The 17,926-nt window shown below is 38.6% G+C and carries 8 protein-coding genes; all 8 read right to left on the minus strand.

Annotation, left to right across the window (positions count from 1 at the left end):
* Positions 1–6 precede the first annotated feature (6 nt).
* On the minus strand, positions 7–4,302 hold the full coding sequence (locus B176_RS0117095; RefSeq protein WP_017260057.1) for a polysaccharide lyase family 8 super-sandwich domain-containing protein: 4,296 nt from the start codon (positions 4,300–4,302) through the stop codon (positions 7–9).
* Positions 4,303–4,454: 152 nt separating this feature from the next.
* Positions 4,455–6,080, minus strand: coding sequence for a T9SS type A sorting domain-containing protein (locus B176_RS0117100; RefSeq protein ID WP_017260058.1), 1,626 nt, complete (start codon positions 6,078–6,080; stop codon positions 4,455–4,457).
* Positions 6,081–6,206: 126 nt separating this feature from the next.
* Complete coding sequence (locus B176_RS0117105; protein ID WP_017260059.1) at positions 6,207–6,533, minus strand: hypothetical protein; 327 nt, start codon at positions 6,531–6,533, stop codon at positions 6,207–6,209.
* Positions 6,534–6,691: 158 nt separating this feature from the next.
* Complete coding sequence (locus tag B176_RS0117110; protein ID WP_017260060.1) at positions 6,692–9,058, minus strand: hypothetical protein; 2,367 nt, start codon at positions 9,056–9,058, stop codon at positions 6,692–6,694.
* Positions 9,059–9,205: 147 nt separating this feature from the next.
* Positions 9,206–11,545 (minus strand): alpha/beta fold hydrolase, encoded by a 2,340-nt coding sequence (locus tag B176_RS19895; protein WP_017260061.1) that lies wholly within the window; start codon positions 11,543–11,545, stop codon positions 9,206–9,208.
* 188 nt (positions 11,546–11,733) lie between these two features.
* A complete protein-coding gene (locus B176_RS0117120) occupies positions 11,734–12,690 on the minus strand; it encodes a DUF5017 domain-containing protein (protein ID WP_017260062.1) in 957 nt (318 codons plus the stop codon).
* Positions 12,691–12,700: 10 nt separating this feature from the next.
* Positions 12,701–14,611 carry a RagB/SusD family nutrient uptake outer membrane protein gene (locus tag B176_RS0117125; RefSeq protein ID WP_017260063.1) on the minus strand — a complete coding sequence of 637 codons (1,911 nt, stop codon included), beginning with the start codon at positions 14,609–14,611 and terminating at the stop codon, positions 12,701–12,703.
* A 19-nt stretch (positions 14,612–14,630) separates the two neighbouring features.
* Positions 14,631–17,804: a SusC/RagA family TonB-linked outer membrane protein gene (locus B176_RS0117130; protein WP_085997938.1), complete on the minus strand. Its 3,174-nt coding sequence runs from the start codon at positions 17,802–17,804 to the stop codon at positions 14,631–14,633.
* Positions 17,805–17,926 lie beyond the last annotated feature (122 nt).

Consider the following 17,926-nt stretch of genomic DNA (forward strand, 5'->3'; position numbering starts at 1 on the left):
TTAAAACTATTTTTTGATAAATGTTCCCTTTTCGTAAAGAGAAGTCCCATTTACCGTAGTTATATAAACCGCTGGTGCTAAATAGCTAGCATCTAAAGTCAAAATATTATAACCTGTTTTCACAAACGTAGACCTACTCTGGACTACTTTACCATCTATGCTTACTATTCTTATTTCTGCTTGGGTATCAAATTTCGAATAGAACCTCAACTCCATTTTATCACTCACGGGGTTAGGCATTATACTGAAGGGTTCACTTTTGAGTGGTAACTTTATTGCTACCACATCGCTTTCATAACTCTGTGTTCCATCCTTATCCACTGCAATCATTTTATAATAAATATGAGGTTGATTGGTAGAGAACTGCGCATCTGTAAAAGTGTATTGAACCTTTTTTTCAGAATCACCTGTAGCATTAACACTCCCTATAAGGTTATAATTTTGTCCGTCGGTACTGCTATAAATTTTAAATAAGTCAACGTTCTTTTCAAATACTGTAGACCATTTTAGTAAAACATCTCCTTGTGAGTAATCACCGGTAAAAGAGGTGATGGTAAGTGGAAGTAGTGTAGGTTTTACATACTGCAACTGAATGTTACTTAAGGTAAGTTGGGCAGCATTACTTGTAGGCAAAGTACTAGCATTACCTGTAAAAAGGAAAGCACTCAACTCCTTTTTACGTTCCAATTCGCTTGCTGCAAATACACCTAATTTAATCCCATCCACCCAAAAATCAAGCATTCCGGCATCTACTGTGTAGGTTTTTGAACCGCGTACATAGTCTTGTGAAGCATCGTGGTTGTTAGCGTAAACTTCTACATCGTATGTTCCTCCTTTAACAAAAGGTGCATTATTTAAAATTGGATAGGAAATACTCGACCCTGATCTTTGCCGATAGGAGAAAACTAGTTCATTGGCTGTACCAATTGTCCATTTAAGTGCTGTAAATACCTCTGCTCTTTCTGTATTTGGTAAACCGGAGCCATCATTGAATCTATTAACATTATCACTACTCTCCAAGTGATTTCCCATCGCCATTACCCAAGTACCGTTGGTGGGCTCGGTATTAAAGGTCATCCTAAAAAACAAAGCTGTCACTGCCGATGCATCTGTTCCATAAACAGAAAACTTACCAATGGTTCCTGCGGAGGAAGCGGTTATTTTGAGCGCCGCTGTTTCTCCAGTTCCTTCCAAGTCAAAACTAGGGGCACCGCTTGCACTACCTACACGGGCCATTCCCTTAGTAGGATAAGGCAGAAAGCCTGGATTAGCACTGGTAGATATGGATACTCCTGTTGACCAATTGCTACCTTGGTTTCCTGTACCTGCACCCAAATCATAGTTTAAACTATCACTTTCTAAAACCCATTTGCCAGGTTCGTGTAAAACAGCTTCACGTACCAATTTGATGGTGTTTGAGAAGCCATGCTCTAAAACAAATGTAGCAGTCAGCTCATCTCCATTTTTGGTAATACTGGCGTTATTGGTATTCTCATCAATATCCCATCCACCCTTTAAGGTTATACTTACAGTGCTAGGTCTCGCTAGCCAGTAGTAATCCCAAGACGTTTTATTCTCTGTATTTAAATCGGGTATATTGATTGTTACAATAAGAGAGTCTATTAATTTATTGGAGCTTAATGCTTCTCTAGCACCCACTAATGCTTTATTGGAAATACTTTTTATGTAGCCGATATTTACGTCCGTTTTTGGGTCGAAAAACACGTAAGAAGTTAGCTTTTTAGGAAGATACTTCACAACGTGTGCAGTATTACTTTGTTCCAGTATTTCATAAACAACACCAGAGTCAATTTGCGAAATCACTGCTTGCATAGCAGAAGGAGTAACATCAGGTACTACTACATAGGCATATTTGCCATCCGACGGTTTTGTCCCGTGACTAATCCATGCTTTGCTTGCATTTGCTGTCGCTGTTACCGTTTCATCATCTGATGATTCTAAAGGAGTAGATTGCGACCCTCTGAATACGCTGATGTCTCCATTTCCTTTTGGGATATAAAAACCTGTTTTTTGAGCAGTTAATAACCAAGCACTTGCTGATGCTGTAGAAATAGTGGTGTTAAGTGCCCCAGAAACTGGCGTAGTGGAGTTAACGTAAATTGCGGGATTGGAGCCAGTTGTTACTGCTTGAAAAAGGTTGGTAGCTACGTCTCCAAGTGCATTGCTGGTAGTAATGTTAGTTCCCAAACACAGCATGATATCGTCAAATGCGAAAACCGACTTCTTAAACGTTAAATCACTTGATGTATAATAGGTCTTAGCATCTTGCGAGAAATCTAAAGCAAAAATACCTTGATCTCCTAAAGACAACCCTCCAGCGAAACTGTTTTTCTGGAATTCAGTTGAAGTTGGCTTTAAAGCAAGTAAACCTGTATAAGTAGGAAAATGTACGGTAGTAGTACCGGGCATCATATTCCAGTCCCATCCATTACCATACAGAATATAACCGCTGGAACTAAGGTTCCCTCCGTATAATATCTCTAAAGAACCATAACTCTGGTATCGTCCCCAGCGGTTATCTCCAGCATTGATCTCTGAACCGAATAATTTATCGGTTGACCCTCGCATCACAGCTACATAGTTTCCTTTTCTTTTAACTGCCATGGGACCATAAGCATAGGGATAGAAACCATCATAATTTACCGCAGGAGCCGAATAAGCATTTGTGCCAGTTAAATTGTTGTAAAATGAAGCTAAAGCGGGATCAATTGGTTCCCCCATAATGTCCCCACCTATTTCTATCAGTGATTTTAATTGGGTCAACTTCACCGATACAGAACTTTGGAAAGGGGTTCTGCCAGACTCTGCATGAGCAAACAAGGTACCTTTCGAAGTGCCGATAAATAGGTTTTTCATGGCGAAAACCATATTATCATAAGCTTGTTTGCTAACCTTAAAACTAGTGCCTTTTAAATTGTACACAATATTGGTCCATTCGCCCCAAGCATACATATAGCTTACATGATGAGATTGGTGGTGAAAACCCATTGCATCTGGCTTTATGCCGTCTCTAGCCCCATAACTTGATTCTGTATTCCGTTCTAAGAATCTTTTAACCGCTTTTAAATCTCTCACTGCAAGGGCATCATCTTGTTCCAAAACTGCTAACTCTGGTAAAAATTTACCTTTCAGGTATAAAAAATCCACATTATAACCAGGGATGTAAGTATTCTCATGTACAATACCGAACATATTTGACCATTTCAGCATTTTCATCACGTCGCTTCTCACATCCACCGGATACACAGGTAACGCATCAATAAAACCCAGAGGTAATGCTAATGGATTGGCATACGAGTTTGTTCTGAGCACACTTCTTCCGCCTTCAGCAAAACCTTGATCTAGGAGATACTTTGTAAAATCGATTAGCTTCACTTTAGCGTCTTCATCCGTATTTTGCCGATACGCTCTTGCCAAATAGCCACAATAGTTTGCTAGCCTAACAAGAGTGTCTGCATCATAGATATCGGATATTCCTCTGCCCGTAATTGTATTATCTGGATTGTAACGGATGTTGGAAAAGTTAACGTAAGCTTTGGCTTCGGCCAGATCAGTAGAAGAAACAGTAGCAAGGGTGCGAGCTAGGCGACTTCTTACAACATTCAAATCAGTTAATTCTTGGGCGGAAGGTAACGTTACCGGAATATTAGGTACGTTTAAAAAACTTGTTAGGGCATTACCATTCTGACCATTAACTGCCTGCTGTCTAAAAAAGGGATAATCGATAGCCATGTGAGGACCTGGAATTCGAACAGCATCATCGCCTATAAACTTTACCGAGTCTAAATAAATTGTTTTAACAGCAGTCGGATGCACTGGCTTATACGTAACGACACATTTCTTAAGTAAAAAGCCAGCAACTGTACCATTGTTTACTGCGTAGTCATAGTAATAACTACGGTGGTAATCTCTCCATCCTTTAAAGTTTAGCAGCATCTTTCCTTGCCGACGTTGAACATTATTTTGATCAAAAAATGTAAAATACAAGGTGTCGTTAGAAACTTCTTTGCTGTAAACGAAAATCTGAGCAGAACCAGTACTGGTGCTTGCAATTTCCGTTAAAGGTATATTCAAATCAATTGCCCTTAATTCATTGTTGGCAGCAGCAACCCATTTTAACGCCTTAGCACCATCTTTTAGATGCTCATCACTGAGTGCTAATGGCGTGGCGCCACTGGTACTCCAATTGGAAGGTATGGATGAATTGAAATCAACATAACGCTGCTGTGCTGCAGCAAATCCAGTAATAAGGCACAAGGCAACAGATAAGTATAGTTTCATTGCGATTCTTTAAATTTTGCCCATAGGCATGTCAAGATGGTTGTATTACACAACCAGTGTAGCATCAGGTTTTTAAAACTGCGTAGGGTTAACCAACAAAAGGATGTAATTTCCCTTTTGTTGATTTTTAAATCGGATTGATTTACTTTAATTTATTTAACAAATTTTACTCGCTGTTTTTCTCCATTACCTTCTACTGAAAATATATAAACACCTGGAGAAAGCGTAGTTGTATTTAATGTAAACTGGTTTTTACCGCCAACAACTTGAATATTTTGGCTCAACAGTTTTTTGCCGCCCATATCTATGACAGAAACAGCAACATTTGCAGGTTTATCTGAATAAACTGAAACATTCAATCCAGACTCTGTACTTGTAACAGTGAGTTGTTCGGCATTAAATGAACTATTAACTGCAATCACCTCAGACGAGGAATATTTACCGTTATAATCTACCTGCTTGAGTTGATAGTAATTTATCCCCGAGATAGGGCTATAATCTTTTGTACTATAATAGTTGATTTCAGAGGAATTTCCATGTCCAGTAATCCGTTTTATTTCTTCGAAAGAAACACCATCGCTAGAACGCAATACTTCAAAATGCGAATTATCCTTTTCAGATACCGTAGTCCATTTCAAATTCACTGCATTCGCATCATACTTTCCGGTAAACGAAGTTAAGGTTACTGGAAGTGTTGCGTTAGTAGTTGTTACGTAATCAGCTTGAAGGTCTGCTAACTCTATGGAACCATAACTTAACTCTGTTAGATTAGCCGCCGTTCCGTTTGTATGTACCGCAAATGTATTAATTGCTTTCCCAGTACTAAGGGATGATTTTCCAGCGACTGCTATATCATATTCTCCAATTTTTACCCCATTAGCCCACAAATGAACAGCTTGAGAATTTACAGCGTAAATATCTTCATCAACAACATAATATTGTTTAAGTGCAGAATTATTGCAATACAGTTCTATATTAGAATCACTACCGTTTGCATTAATGGGTAATTCTGGCATTGCAACAAAACTTGCTGCTCCATTTACAAATGGATCTCCTCCTCCAGGGGTACTCACCTTCCTGTGCGAAACAACCATAGCTGTTTGTGTTTCATTTACTTGCAAACGAAAAGAAGTAAAAAGACTCTCGCTGAGAGAAATAGTTGATGTGCTGGTAATAGCATCACCGCCTCTAAACCATGCTCCTACTCCGGAAAGCCCCGTTCCGCTGTCATTATATCCCAACATCAAATCATAATAACGGCTACCCGACCCCACTCCTGGCTGAACAACGTTTCCGTCTCCATCATCATCTTTATAATGGGTCTTAAGATTGAAGGAAAATTTGGCGATGGGGCTAGCTACGGCATCATCAATGTTTCTAATAAGCAATTTACTCAGTTGGTTAGTTGCATCGATTTTCAAAGATTTAAAAGTGGCGCCGTCTTTAATTAAAGTGTACTTTACCCTGGCGCCATTAGCTGCCGGATCTGCTTTTCCAGCTGATGCTCTTGTGTGTATATTGGTAGTACCAACCGACGCAGGAAACCATCCTGGAACTGTAGCCGTTGAAGTTGTTGTAGTTCCAGCCCCAGGCATATAAAGACTCGCTGGAACTTCAGACTTAAAAAGTATGGTTTCACTTTCATCTACAAAATCAGCATTGCGGTCTCCGGTTAAATCATAAGACCAAGATGCTTTGGTGCCGTTCCAATCTTTGTCTTGAGCATTTACCACACCAGCAACGAAACAAAAAGAAATTAGTTGTAAGAGTATTTTCATAATAAAGATTTAGTTGTAAGAGATAAGATAGAAGCACCCCAGTTAACCTAGCTGTGCTCCTATACCGATTAATTAGAAAGGTATCGACTTAAACGAATAGGCAAAGCCATATACTTTCTGAAAATTTTAATTTGATTTCGCTTTATCTTTTAAATATTTTGTTTGTTCAGGAGTCAAAAGTTTCCAATACTGCTTTGCTCTTTCAGAGGTAAGCTTTCTTACTTCCAAGTCCATTTCTTCCTTTGATAGCCCACTCTTAGCTTTCACTTCACTTACGCGATCCTTAAATTCTGAAACCAATGTCTTTACTGCTGCTCTTTGTTCGGGAGTTGCATTTATTTCATCCATTGTTTGGGTTGAGTAATATGGAATTGCCTTAGTTTGACTGTAGCCTTCAACTGTTAGTGCAGATAAACTGAATGCTACTGCAAGTGTCAATAAAATCTTTTTCATAATTCTAATTCTTTAAATGTTTAAATTGGAGTAGCTAGACCGCTACGTTAACGTACCCTAAAGATACTATTTTTTCTAAATAAACAAAATTTTGATGCTTAAATTTTAGACTTATAATTAATTGGGCTAGAAAAATTGACTGAAGCGCTTAATCAAAATCATTCCAACTCATGGTTGGCTTTAAGCTTACTGATGAAATCGGGCAAAAGAACTGTACCGTTGTGTTTTAGATGAGCCAATATATCCAACCCAAGTCTCGTATTAGTGTGATTGTACTTCACAGATTTGTTAAGTTGAATAAAACTATAGGTTTTTAAAGGATTGGCTTTTGAATCTCCCATGGTCTTTGGCAGCATTAAAATGCAGTTTACAAATGTAGTTCCTAACGTGGCGCCAAGGTTAAAAGAAACTTGATCGGAGGCCGGTACAAACTTACACTCTTTAAAAATCAAGCTTCCGTGATATGAATTACCTTCACCTAATAAAAGATTGCTAATGCTGCAGTTTTCAAATTCAATTTCTGCGAGGTTATTTTCCAGCTTACAGATTACATTTTTACAGTCTTTAAACCTAATTAACGGGACCAAAGCTTTCTTATGTAATTTTTCATCTTGCTTAGCAATTGAAAACTGCGGAGAATCTATTGAGGATTCTTCCAAATCTATATTATCAAAAATCAACCGAGCATTGGGATGCAAATAAAAAGAGTTATCAACAAAATCCTTTTCCAAACTAAAAGTGTTAGGCTTTGCTAAATTCATTATTCTCACTCCTTTTTCTCTTCCTCTTACAGTGATGTTCTTCATCTCAACTGTTGAAGGAAAAAACAGCTTCCCACTATTTAAATAAGAGGAAACCACTACAGTACTAATAACCCAGCATATAGCTGTAGATTCTGGTACACTTCTATAATCGATAATAAAATCTTCTATTTTGATGTTGGCTGCGTATCCTATGGCATATTTATAATCTAGGTCTTTGGCATTATAGCTAATGATAGCCGAACTACCCTGATGAATTGGATAAAGCTTACAGTTTTTAATTACAATATCGCCGTCCCACCTGGAACCATAATCTGGTCTAAAACTGATAAAGTTATTTTGGTAAGCACTCGTGTTTTCGACACGAAGCTCTCCGCCACCGGTTACAGTAACGCCTTTTTGACCAAATTCAGAGTCGACAATGGTAATATTCCAGCCAAAAGAATGCACATCAAATCTGTTTAAGAAACAGCGTTCGACCCGCAGGTTTTTAACATAGTTAGTTCCAAATATACCCCAATGTATTTTCCCGGCCTCGGCAGTTATATTCTTAAATACAACATTCATCATCACACTACCAGATATACCGTATGTACCTTGTGGTACATTTAATAACTTATCACCCCCTCTGGTTTTTTCCCAAGGAAGCAAACGTATATTTTCGAGCTGAACATCAAATACTCGGGACAGATTATAAAACCCAGATCTAGGTCTACGAGCTATATCCTTGTTTCCCTGCTCTATACCAAGCCACTGGTTCTTTAAAATAGTTCTACTCCGCTGAATCTGGATACCGTTTGCCATATATTTACCGCTTTGCTCATCCGGACCTTGACCCGAAAGGAAAAACGTACCACCCTCCATGGTTAAATATGATTTCTCGGCAGGGTAAGCTGTTAACGATGTATAGTCTGAAAACTCTAAGAAGACTTCGCCCATAACTCTTCCGTCTGTTTCAACGTAGAAAAAATCCTGTTGCGATTTACCCGCAGTAGCATTGCCACCTTGTCTCGCCCCGGCTTTCTGATTGCTATCTATAATGACAACCAAAGAGTTTGCATAGTCTGTTAATTCTGCGATGTTTCTCGTCTTTGATTTAAGCTGCTTCAAAAAAGACTGCTTTTCTAAATCGGTAAGGGTAATTCGCCGACTTTCCTCTTTGCTTTCTATTACAAACCGAGAGGTAGAAGTGTTATACTTTTCATTGATATGGAAAATAGAGTTTCCCCAATTAACGTCTGTTTGAATTCTAATATGATTACTTTCTGTAATCCAGAAATCACCAGACAGGTTGCTTACAGGTAGGTTATTTTTATTTGCATAGTTATGTGCCTTTCTAATTTGGACTCCATCATCACTTTTACCATCCGATTTTGCCCCAAATACCCTGTAATTGACTTGCGCAACATTTATCAACTTGGCTGTGAGTCCATTATTTAAGCTTATCAGCTCTCCCTCATCTACCTTCTCTTTTGTTTTGATGATAAGATAGGCAGCCCCACCGCCATCTCCAGCATCATAAAAACCGCTAGTATGTGCTTGATCGCCTTCCTTTAAGGAGTTATCCTCCTTCATTTCCGCTACACTCCCAAATACAAACAACGAACCTTTCTTTCCTGCTTTACCACCGTTTCCCTTAGCGGCGAAAACTCCTAACGATACAGTTGATAAGCCAACTATACTCAGTGCAGCTAACATTTTACGTCTGCCAAAAGATTTTACATCAGACAAGTTCGCTTCCGAATCATTTTCATTTTCTACCATACCAGTTTTTTTAAATTCAAAATAATTCTTAGGTTATGACAACAGCATTCTTAAATAGGAACTTGGTCAATCAAGATAAAGCATTCGAAGACTGAGCATCCCGCCCAAAAAGTGAGTAAAAATCTTCGAAAAGCTATATATATCTTTTTACCTTCCTTGGTTAACTTGATTAAAAAATTTGATGATCTCTGTTACAGACTCCGGCGAAAGTCTGTTGATATCTTCTGGCTGATATAGTTGCAAATTATTTGATTTACCATACAAGCCATAAGCTACCTTAGACGCTGCAACGGCATTTTCAATTTGTTTGCGATCTCCGTATCTATCTAATGTTGGCGCTACAACCATCATAGGTCTAGGAGCAATACACGCTAACATTTCTTCTAAGTCAACTGGAGCATCTTTAGGCGTATCCGCAAAAAAGCCCAATCGAGGGATTAAACCATGCAAGTGAGACATTGTTCTTATGGATTCGTATTGCAAGTTAGAGCTTCTGTATGGAGAAAACCCAGACACCGAAACCAATGCCTTTACCCTGTTGTCTAAAGCTGCGGCGTATATGCCCACAGTTCCACCCAAAGTGTTTCCCAAAACAAAGATTTTGTTTTGATCAATATTGTTGATTTTGTATAAGCCATCTAACACACCGCTTACGTCAGTCACCATTTTTCCCATTTTAGACCAAGAAGGGTTTCGTTGATAAAAATTAACAGCTTCTTCCATTCGGCTACCGAAGCCAAATAAGTCAAACGCTACAACTGCATATCCCTGAGCTAAAAATTGCGAAAATAAAACATCGTTTGACTGACCGGCTGTGAGCTTATTGTAGCCCTTGGCATAACCAGTAGAGTGTGCATATTGATGTAAGTAAATCACTGTCGGATATTTCTTATCCTCAATTTTCCCTTTACTATTTTTTGGATAATAAACACGAACTGGAATATGGTCTCCCATGGCTGCATAAGGGCCATAATAATGGGCAATGCCATTTTTTGGCTCTGCGGTTCCTATTATAGACTCAATCCAATCGTATCTTGATTTAAGAGCAATATCAATAAAATCTGGCTTAACACTACCTGGCTTCTCACCTAAAAGCCAACTAACATTTGTTAAAACTTTCGATTTTTCTTTCTCAAAATCAGCGATACTCTTATAATTCGCTTTTAGGTGTATTGCTTTTTGGTTTCTCGCAACAATTGCCAAATCACTATGATTTTTTAGCCAATCGTTATAATCATAGGTATAAAACAAGTTGTTATGCCAAGTAATGTTATTTCTGTTGAACTGCTTATCCAAAAAATCCAGGGTAAATTCAACATCTCTGGAGGCAACCGCATGTTCTCCTCTTCTTGTATGTACCCCTATTCGGTCACCTTCGCCTAAGAATTCATATACTTTCTTTGTGGCATAATAGTTTTGTTCGTTGGCCCATGCATTCAATCCAGCCTCTGTTACCGAGTAATGAAATAAGAGTGCCCTAGGTGCTATTAGCGATGCTAGTGAATTTTGATCAACAGACAGTCTATCTTCGTTACCAAAGAAAAACCGTAATCTGGGATGAAACCAATGAGCATTTGCAGCAGTTACCAAATCAAGGGTTTCACTAGCATATTGTGGATCACCAAATCTCCAGGGTGCATCGCCACCTGTGCCTGAACTACTGGACACAACGGCAGTAATTCTTTCATCAAACGCAGCTGCCCAAAGTGATTGCTTCCCGTTTCGCGAATGACCTGTAATTGCGATTTGGTTTTTATTAATCTCTGGACGCGTGTACAAATAATCGATAGCTCGTGACGCACCCCAAGCTCTTCTCATTAAGGTGCTGAAGTCGTAATTAGGATATATTTTTTGGTAGGCCTCTGTATCGTCTGCACCATCGCTTGCGGCATAGGTACAAACTGCGTAGCCTCGTCTTAAAGCTAAACGACCCCAGTCTTTGTGAGTAAATTGAGTCATAAATACTGGCAGGTTCTTTTTACCCTCTGGCAACCACAACTCTAAATGTAATACTGCAGCGTGTGATGGTCCAAAACTTAGTTTTACTTTCACAATCCTAACGTTATTCGAAACAGAGTCCAAGAGTATCTCACTCTTTAGATTTTTTGGTGGATCTGGAAAAGTTCCCGAAATCCAATGCTTATATTCTTCTTTAATCCACTCTCTTTTCTTTTGCCATTGCTCTTTTGTCTTAATCGGCAATTCTTTACCGTTTTCTTCAAACACTAATGGATCTGGGAGAAAAGGAGTAGATTTCATCTTGGCAAAATTCGGAGGAAGTTCACCACTTCTTTTAAGCCAATCTACCCAAGTGCTGTCTTGTACAGATACTCTTCTCGTGTTTTTTTGAATCCTTTGGTCAATGATTATCTTCTTTAAATCTGTTAGATATTGCTGTCTAATTTGAAGGTCATCTTGCCCGTATAACCGCTTGCCTACTACTGAAGTCAACAATAATAGAAAAATGGCAATAATATTTTTTTTCATATCTTTTTTTTCTAATCACCTGATATTCAAAATACCTAGGTTTATCTATCATTAACACCTACCTCAAAAATCAATTTAAAAAAAGAGGAGTACTACTTTTGTACTCCTCGATATTTCAAATAACATTTCAACATCAATTGGTGCTTTCGTTGTTTAAATAGCAACCACAAGAGGTTACTTAGCAACGATTAGTTGGTAACAGTAATCTCTAATTCTTTAATAACCTGTTTACTGCTCGATATTGTAGCATTTGAAGCTAAAAATACAACTTTGTAAACCCCAGGGTTCGGATAATAGTGGGTGTATGAGTCAACTGGTGGATCTACATACTCCTTTAAAGACACGCTACCTTCTGAGCCCAAGCTAATTTCTCCAGACTCAAACTTTTTGGACACGCCCCAAACTTCAGCATTTAAACGGTATCTTGGACTAGCAGAGTTATAATAACCTAACAATAAGATTGATGTCGAAGCTACAGTTGTACTTTGTAAGGGTACTTCTTCTGGAGTTAGGTATCTATCAACAAGTTTCCATGCCATTCCCTTGTAATCCGCTAAATTAAGATAGTTTCCACCAATCGTTTCCGCAATTAATGAATGGGATCTTGCTCGCCAATTCCGGGAAATTGTACCAGTAGGCATTGATGCAGATTTTACTCGGTGTGCGATGTAAAATGGTTTTCCATCCTCTAAATACGAGGTTAAATCTGCAGTCCCTGTAGCGGTCCACATTGTTTGCCAAGGCCCTTTTGGCCCCCAGACAAATAGGCTTGAAAGAGGTCTCCAAGTAGCTTTTTCGACGTTCTCATAGTCATAGGTACCATTAAAATCACTAGATATAAATATATCAGGCTCTACGTCTTGGTCAACACCAACGTTGTGAGTTTGAAACGAAAGAAAAACTTTTTTTATCTGATCTATCCGATTTTTATTCCGGTATTCATAGTCATTGCCTACATCACCAGAGTAAAAAGAAATCTGATTGGCATCACCGCCAGTTATCTTAAAATTTACCGGATCTCCAGCTTTAACAGTGGTAGACTCGGCAGACACGTCAAACGTTAAATCTTTTACACTATCAAACTTCTGGCATGATACTGATAATAAGGCGGATATAACCGCGATTGTTAATAAGATCTTTTTCATATCTAATATTTTAGTATCCGTAATTTTGGGTTTTCAATCCTTTATTTAGCGCCATTTCATAAGTAGGAATAGGCCATAACAAATCCTTTTGAGAAACATTTTGAAAATACTTCACGGCATTGCTTGTTAACGAAGTAGCCGCTATTCCTAAAGTTGCATCACCAAATATCAGATCATTTTTAGCTCTCTCCATATAATCCAAGTATTTACCCCATCTAACTAAATCACCTTTTCTCAAACCTTCAAAACATAACTCTCGGGTTCTTTCTTGTTCAATATATTCTTGAAATTTTTCATAACCTCCATAAATATTTTGATCCAGCATGTAAGTAGATGTTCTTCTTTGACTTAAAACTGCCACGCCAGCCCCAGATGTACCACCACCACCAGAAATGGTAATTGTAGGTACACTTGTATACCCTGACCCTGGCTTAAGTACTTTTATATGAGTTAGTTTAAAAGTTGTGGGATGTACAAATGCTTGCAACTCTGCTCCACTACCGCCACCGCCACTTACTGTTACGGTTGGCGCCGCAGTATAGTTGGCTCCAGGGTTTGAGATACTTACAAATCTAATGCTTTCTGCTGCTAAATCTTTTCCATAAGCTCTTCTTCTAACCTCATTTACTGCTGCAATTGCATCAGAAGTAGGGCCACTATGAATTTGGTTTTCGGCTTCAGCAAACATCAACAATACATCAGAATAGCGCAATAAAGGAAAGTTAATTGATCCAGCATTTTTGAACTTCGGAAGAACAACCTCTAATTCTCTACGCCATTTGCCACTCGCTCTGCCTAATTTTGTTGTGATTGGAATGGCTGTTTCAACTACCCCTGGATAGCCAGTAACATTCGCTGTCGTATAGTTAGATATGGACCAGTCACGTCTTTCATCTTTAGAGATAACATCGTCTGGATTCTCAAAAGTATACCACGTACGAGCATTAGTTAACACATACGCATAACTGTAGATATATTTTCCATTTGGGTCATCACCACTGAACAGGATTCCATTATTACTTCCTATTCTCCCAGTTTCAGAATAACCATTGTCTGTTGTTCCATTACCGTAAAATTCCACTTCCCATATGGACTCTTTAATATCATACTGGTTTGTACAATGTTTGATAAAAACATCTTCGTAAGATGGATTTAACGCATGTTGGAACCCGTCTTTCGGATCTGGTTTCATCACTTTATAAGCCCAGTCACGAGCATCTTGATATTTGGTCACATCTTTAATTGGAAAACCTGCCCAATGTAAATACACACGAGCCAAAATACCACGCACCGCTGATTTACTAACACGTCCTCCGTATCCAACTTCCTGTGCAGTTCTTACCAAGCCCTCCGCCTCAATCATGTCTTTTTCTATTTGCTGATAAACTTGTACAGCAGGGGTACGTTCTGCGTACACCTCTAAGGCATTATCTATTGATTTAGTCATTAGTGGCACATCACCCCATAATTTCACTAACATAAAATGATAATAACCTCTTAGAAAAAGTGCTTCGCCTTTTACCACAGTTCTTTCTGTGCTATCCATCTCGGCTTTATTCAAATTTTCTAAAAGTAGGTTAGCCCGGTTTATCCCGTCATACCAAAACCTCCAGTTTTTTGCAACGTTTGGATCTGAGCCATAAGATAAATTGACTGCGACCCCTTCAGAAGCGGTGGCGCGGTAATACGAGTCATCTCCTTCTAATCCCATTCTTCCTTGCATCTGGTCACCATAAGTTTCAGATCTTGCTAAGCGATCATAAACCCCCGCTAAAGCTGCTTTAACTTGTTTACCATCTCGATAAAAAGTCTCTAGCGAATTTTCGGTAAGCGGTTCGTTTTCCAGAAATTTCTGACATGAAACAAATGAAATCGCAATTAATACCGCTGTTAATACTTTTATTCCTTTTATAGCGCTCATAATAAATTTTATTTTTTTGTTAAAGAACAACTCTTAACCCTAATACAACAGTTCTAGAATGCGGATAAGCTGAAAAATCAAAACCAGGTGTAAGAACACCACTTCTTGTAGAAACTTCTGGATCATACCCAGAATAGTTGCTCCACACAGCCAAGTTCTGTGCTGAGGCTGTTAATCCCAACGAAGAAATTTTGTATTTTGAAAGAAACTTCTTAGTCACATAATACCCTAACTCAATTGTTTTCAATCTTAAGAACGAACCATCTTCGATATATTTTGTAGAGTAACGAGCCGTTGGACCTTGTCCGTTAGTCCGATAGTTCTCATTGGTTTGATTTTCTGGCGACCATCTATTTGCATAACTCTGGAACTGGTTTAGGTTGTTGGCTGTTGTACCTTCAAACATAATTTTATTGGCGTTTACGATATCATTTCCATACGTCCATTGTAACAGCACACCAAGTTTAAACCCTTTATAGGCAAAACTATTGTATAAACCACCACTATGAATTGGGGTTCCTCTGCCTATAATTGTCCTATCCTTATCATCAACAAAACCGTCTCCGTTTAAATCACGGTATTTGATATCACCAGGTTCAACAGCTTTGCCATCTGGGTTGTTAAACGGAACGCCTGGCTTTAATGTAGTGTACACTCCAGATCCATCATCTTCAAAATCACTGTATTGGTAGTTACCCTCCCAAACATAACCAAACATTTGACCGGCAGGCTGACCTACTTCTGCTATGTACAATGGTGTATTGATGTAAGCGTTGTTCCACGAAACATTTTGCAACCAGATGTTTTCTCCGTCTGCAAGACTTAATATTTTGTTGTTATTGAAAGCAATGTTAAAGCTCGACTCCCATTTAAACTTTTTATTATCAAAGTTTACAGTATTTAATGTTACCTCTACACCGTTATTACGCAACTCTCCAATATTTTTATAAACTCGATCATAACCTGTATGGTAAGGCATATTTGAGTTCAATAATAGATCATGCGTGGTACGGGTATAATAATCAACAACCAACTCTAGCTTATTTTTAAATAATGCTAAATCGTAACCAATATCAAACTGCTCTGTAGTTTCCCACTTTAAAAAACGATTACCCAGTTTTGAATTATACGCTCCTAAAGTTGGCGAATTGTTTCCCCAAGAGTAAGACGCCTGACTTTGAGAAAATTCTAATAAATCTATATAAGCATAATCTGAAACTCGGTTGTTTCCCGTAAAGCCATAGCTAATTCTCAATTTAGCATCATAGATAGCTTTAATATCCTTCATAAAACTTTCTTTAGACATTCTCCACGCGAACGCTCCAGAAGGGAAATAGCCCCATTTGTGACCCGGAGCAAACCTTGAAGAACCATCGGCTCGCATGGTTGCTGTTAAAAAGTATTTAGACTTATAATTATAATTGGCTCTTCCGAAGAAAGATTGTAAAGCATACTCAGATGCACCACCATCAATGGTATATGCCTCACCAGCGCCTAAACCATCTATTCCCTTGGTTTCATCAGGCGAATTTATCCCGATAAAGCCTCCTGATGTAGTTTTGGAATGTTGATTTGAAAAACCCAATAAACCGTCCACATTATGTTTTTTATTGAAGGTATTCTTATAGGTCAATGTATTCTCATTAGACCAAGTAAATCTTTCAGAATAAGATTTACCGCCCCATTGCCCTCTCACGTTTCCAGGATATCTTTCATTCCCCCTACGTGTTTCAGAGTTATAGAAATACTCTCTATCAGAGTTAAGATTATTGATAGACCCTGTTGTTTTAAAGGTCCACTGTTTATTTAGCTTATAATCTACGTAAGCATTGGTTACCAAATTGCCCCACGATCTTTTGTTATATTCGTTTTTTATGTCCAGTACCGGATTTACACGATAATCGTTGTTAAGATCAATATCCTCATCAACGATTTCGTCTAACAAGTCATCCTCGGTATAATCAAATCTCCCAGTCACTGGTCGGTATCCTAACACCGCGTATAACAAATAAGAAGATACAGCAGAACTGCTACCACCGGCAACTGCCGCCTGGCTACCATAATTACTCCGTTGAGAATAATTTAAGTTGATCCCCGTTGAAATCTTTTTATTTACTTCTTGGCTTAAAGACACTCTTCCTTGGTACCTATCCTGACCAGTATTGATCAAAATAGCGTCGTTATTATAAAGGGATCCCGAAATAGAATATCTCGTACCGCCGGCGCCACCTCTTATGGCTAAATTGTTGATATAACTTTTGCCTGTTCTTAATACTTGGTCTTGCCAGTCTACGCCTTTTTTTCCAATATAATCGTCTAATGTTCTACCATCTGTTAAATAAGGCGCTCCTCGTCCTTTTTCAATCTGGTATTTTACAAACTCGTAGGGTTGCATTACCTCTAAGCGTTCTACAATTTCTTGTGTTCCGAAAGACCCATTATAAGAAACTACGGGTTGCCCAACTTTTCCTTTCTTGGTTTCAACAACTACAACTCCGTTAGAAGCTCTAGCACCATATATCGCAATAGCGGACGCATCCTTCAAAATATTGATAGATTCAATATCATTTGTGTTCAGCGTGGAAGGATCAAAATTCTCATTAGCAAATCCATCTACTACATACAACGGAGAAACATCTTGTGTTAAAGATCCAGCACCACGTATTACCACGCTAATGCCTTCATCCCCTGGTTGACCGCCCGATGCACTCACCTGTACCCCCGCTATTCTACCAGCTAATGCCTGCTCAAAAGACATTACAGGGGCTTGTTCCAGTTGTTCAACACGAACTATACCTACAGAACCCGTTAAATCTTCTTTTTTTACTGTTCCGTAACCTACTACCACTACCTCCTGTAAAGACCTTGCACTAGATTCTAGATTTACAGTAAGTATACCTTGACTACCAACCTTTACTTCCTGGCTTTCATAACCGATAGAGGTAAACACTAAAACATCTGTTGTTTTAGCCTGGATACTAAAGTTACCGTTCCCATCTGTAATTGTTGTGCTATTCCCTGTTTTAACTTTTACAGAAACGCCAGGTAAGGTCTCGTTCGATTTAGCATCGAAAACCCGGCCATTAACCGCTTTTTTGGCCTGAGCGAAAGAAGCAACAGACACTAACAGAATGAGGCTGTTGGCTATTGCTAATGAGCGCAACAATTTACACCACTTTTTCTTTTTGTACATAATTATTGGTTTAGGTTTTTTTGTAATTAAAGTCAAACATGCATAGCAACACATGCTTAACAATTGACTAAAAAAAATTTATTATAAAGGTTTAACTCGTTTGGTTTACGTACCCGCAATAT

This window comes from Pedobacter arcticus A12, from assembly GCF_000302595.1.
Taxonomy (GTDB): Bacteria; Bacteroidota; Bacteroidia; order Sphingobacteriales; family Sphingobacteriaceae; genus Pseudopedobacter; species Pseudopedobacter arcticus.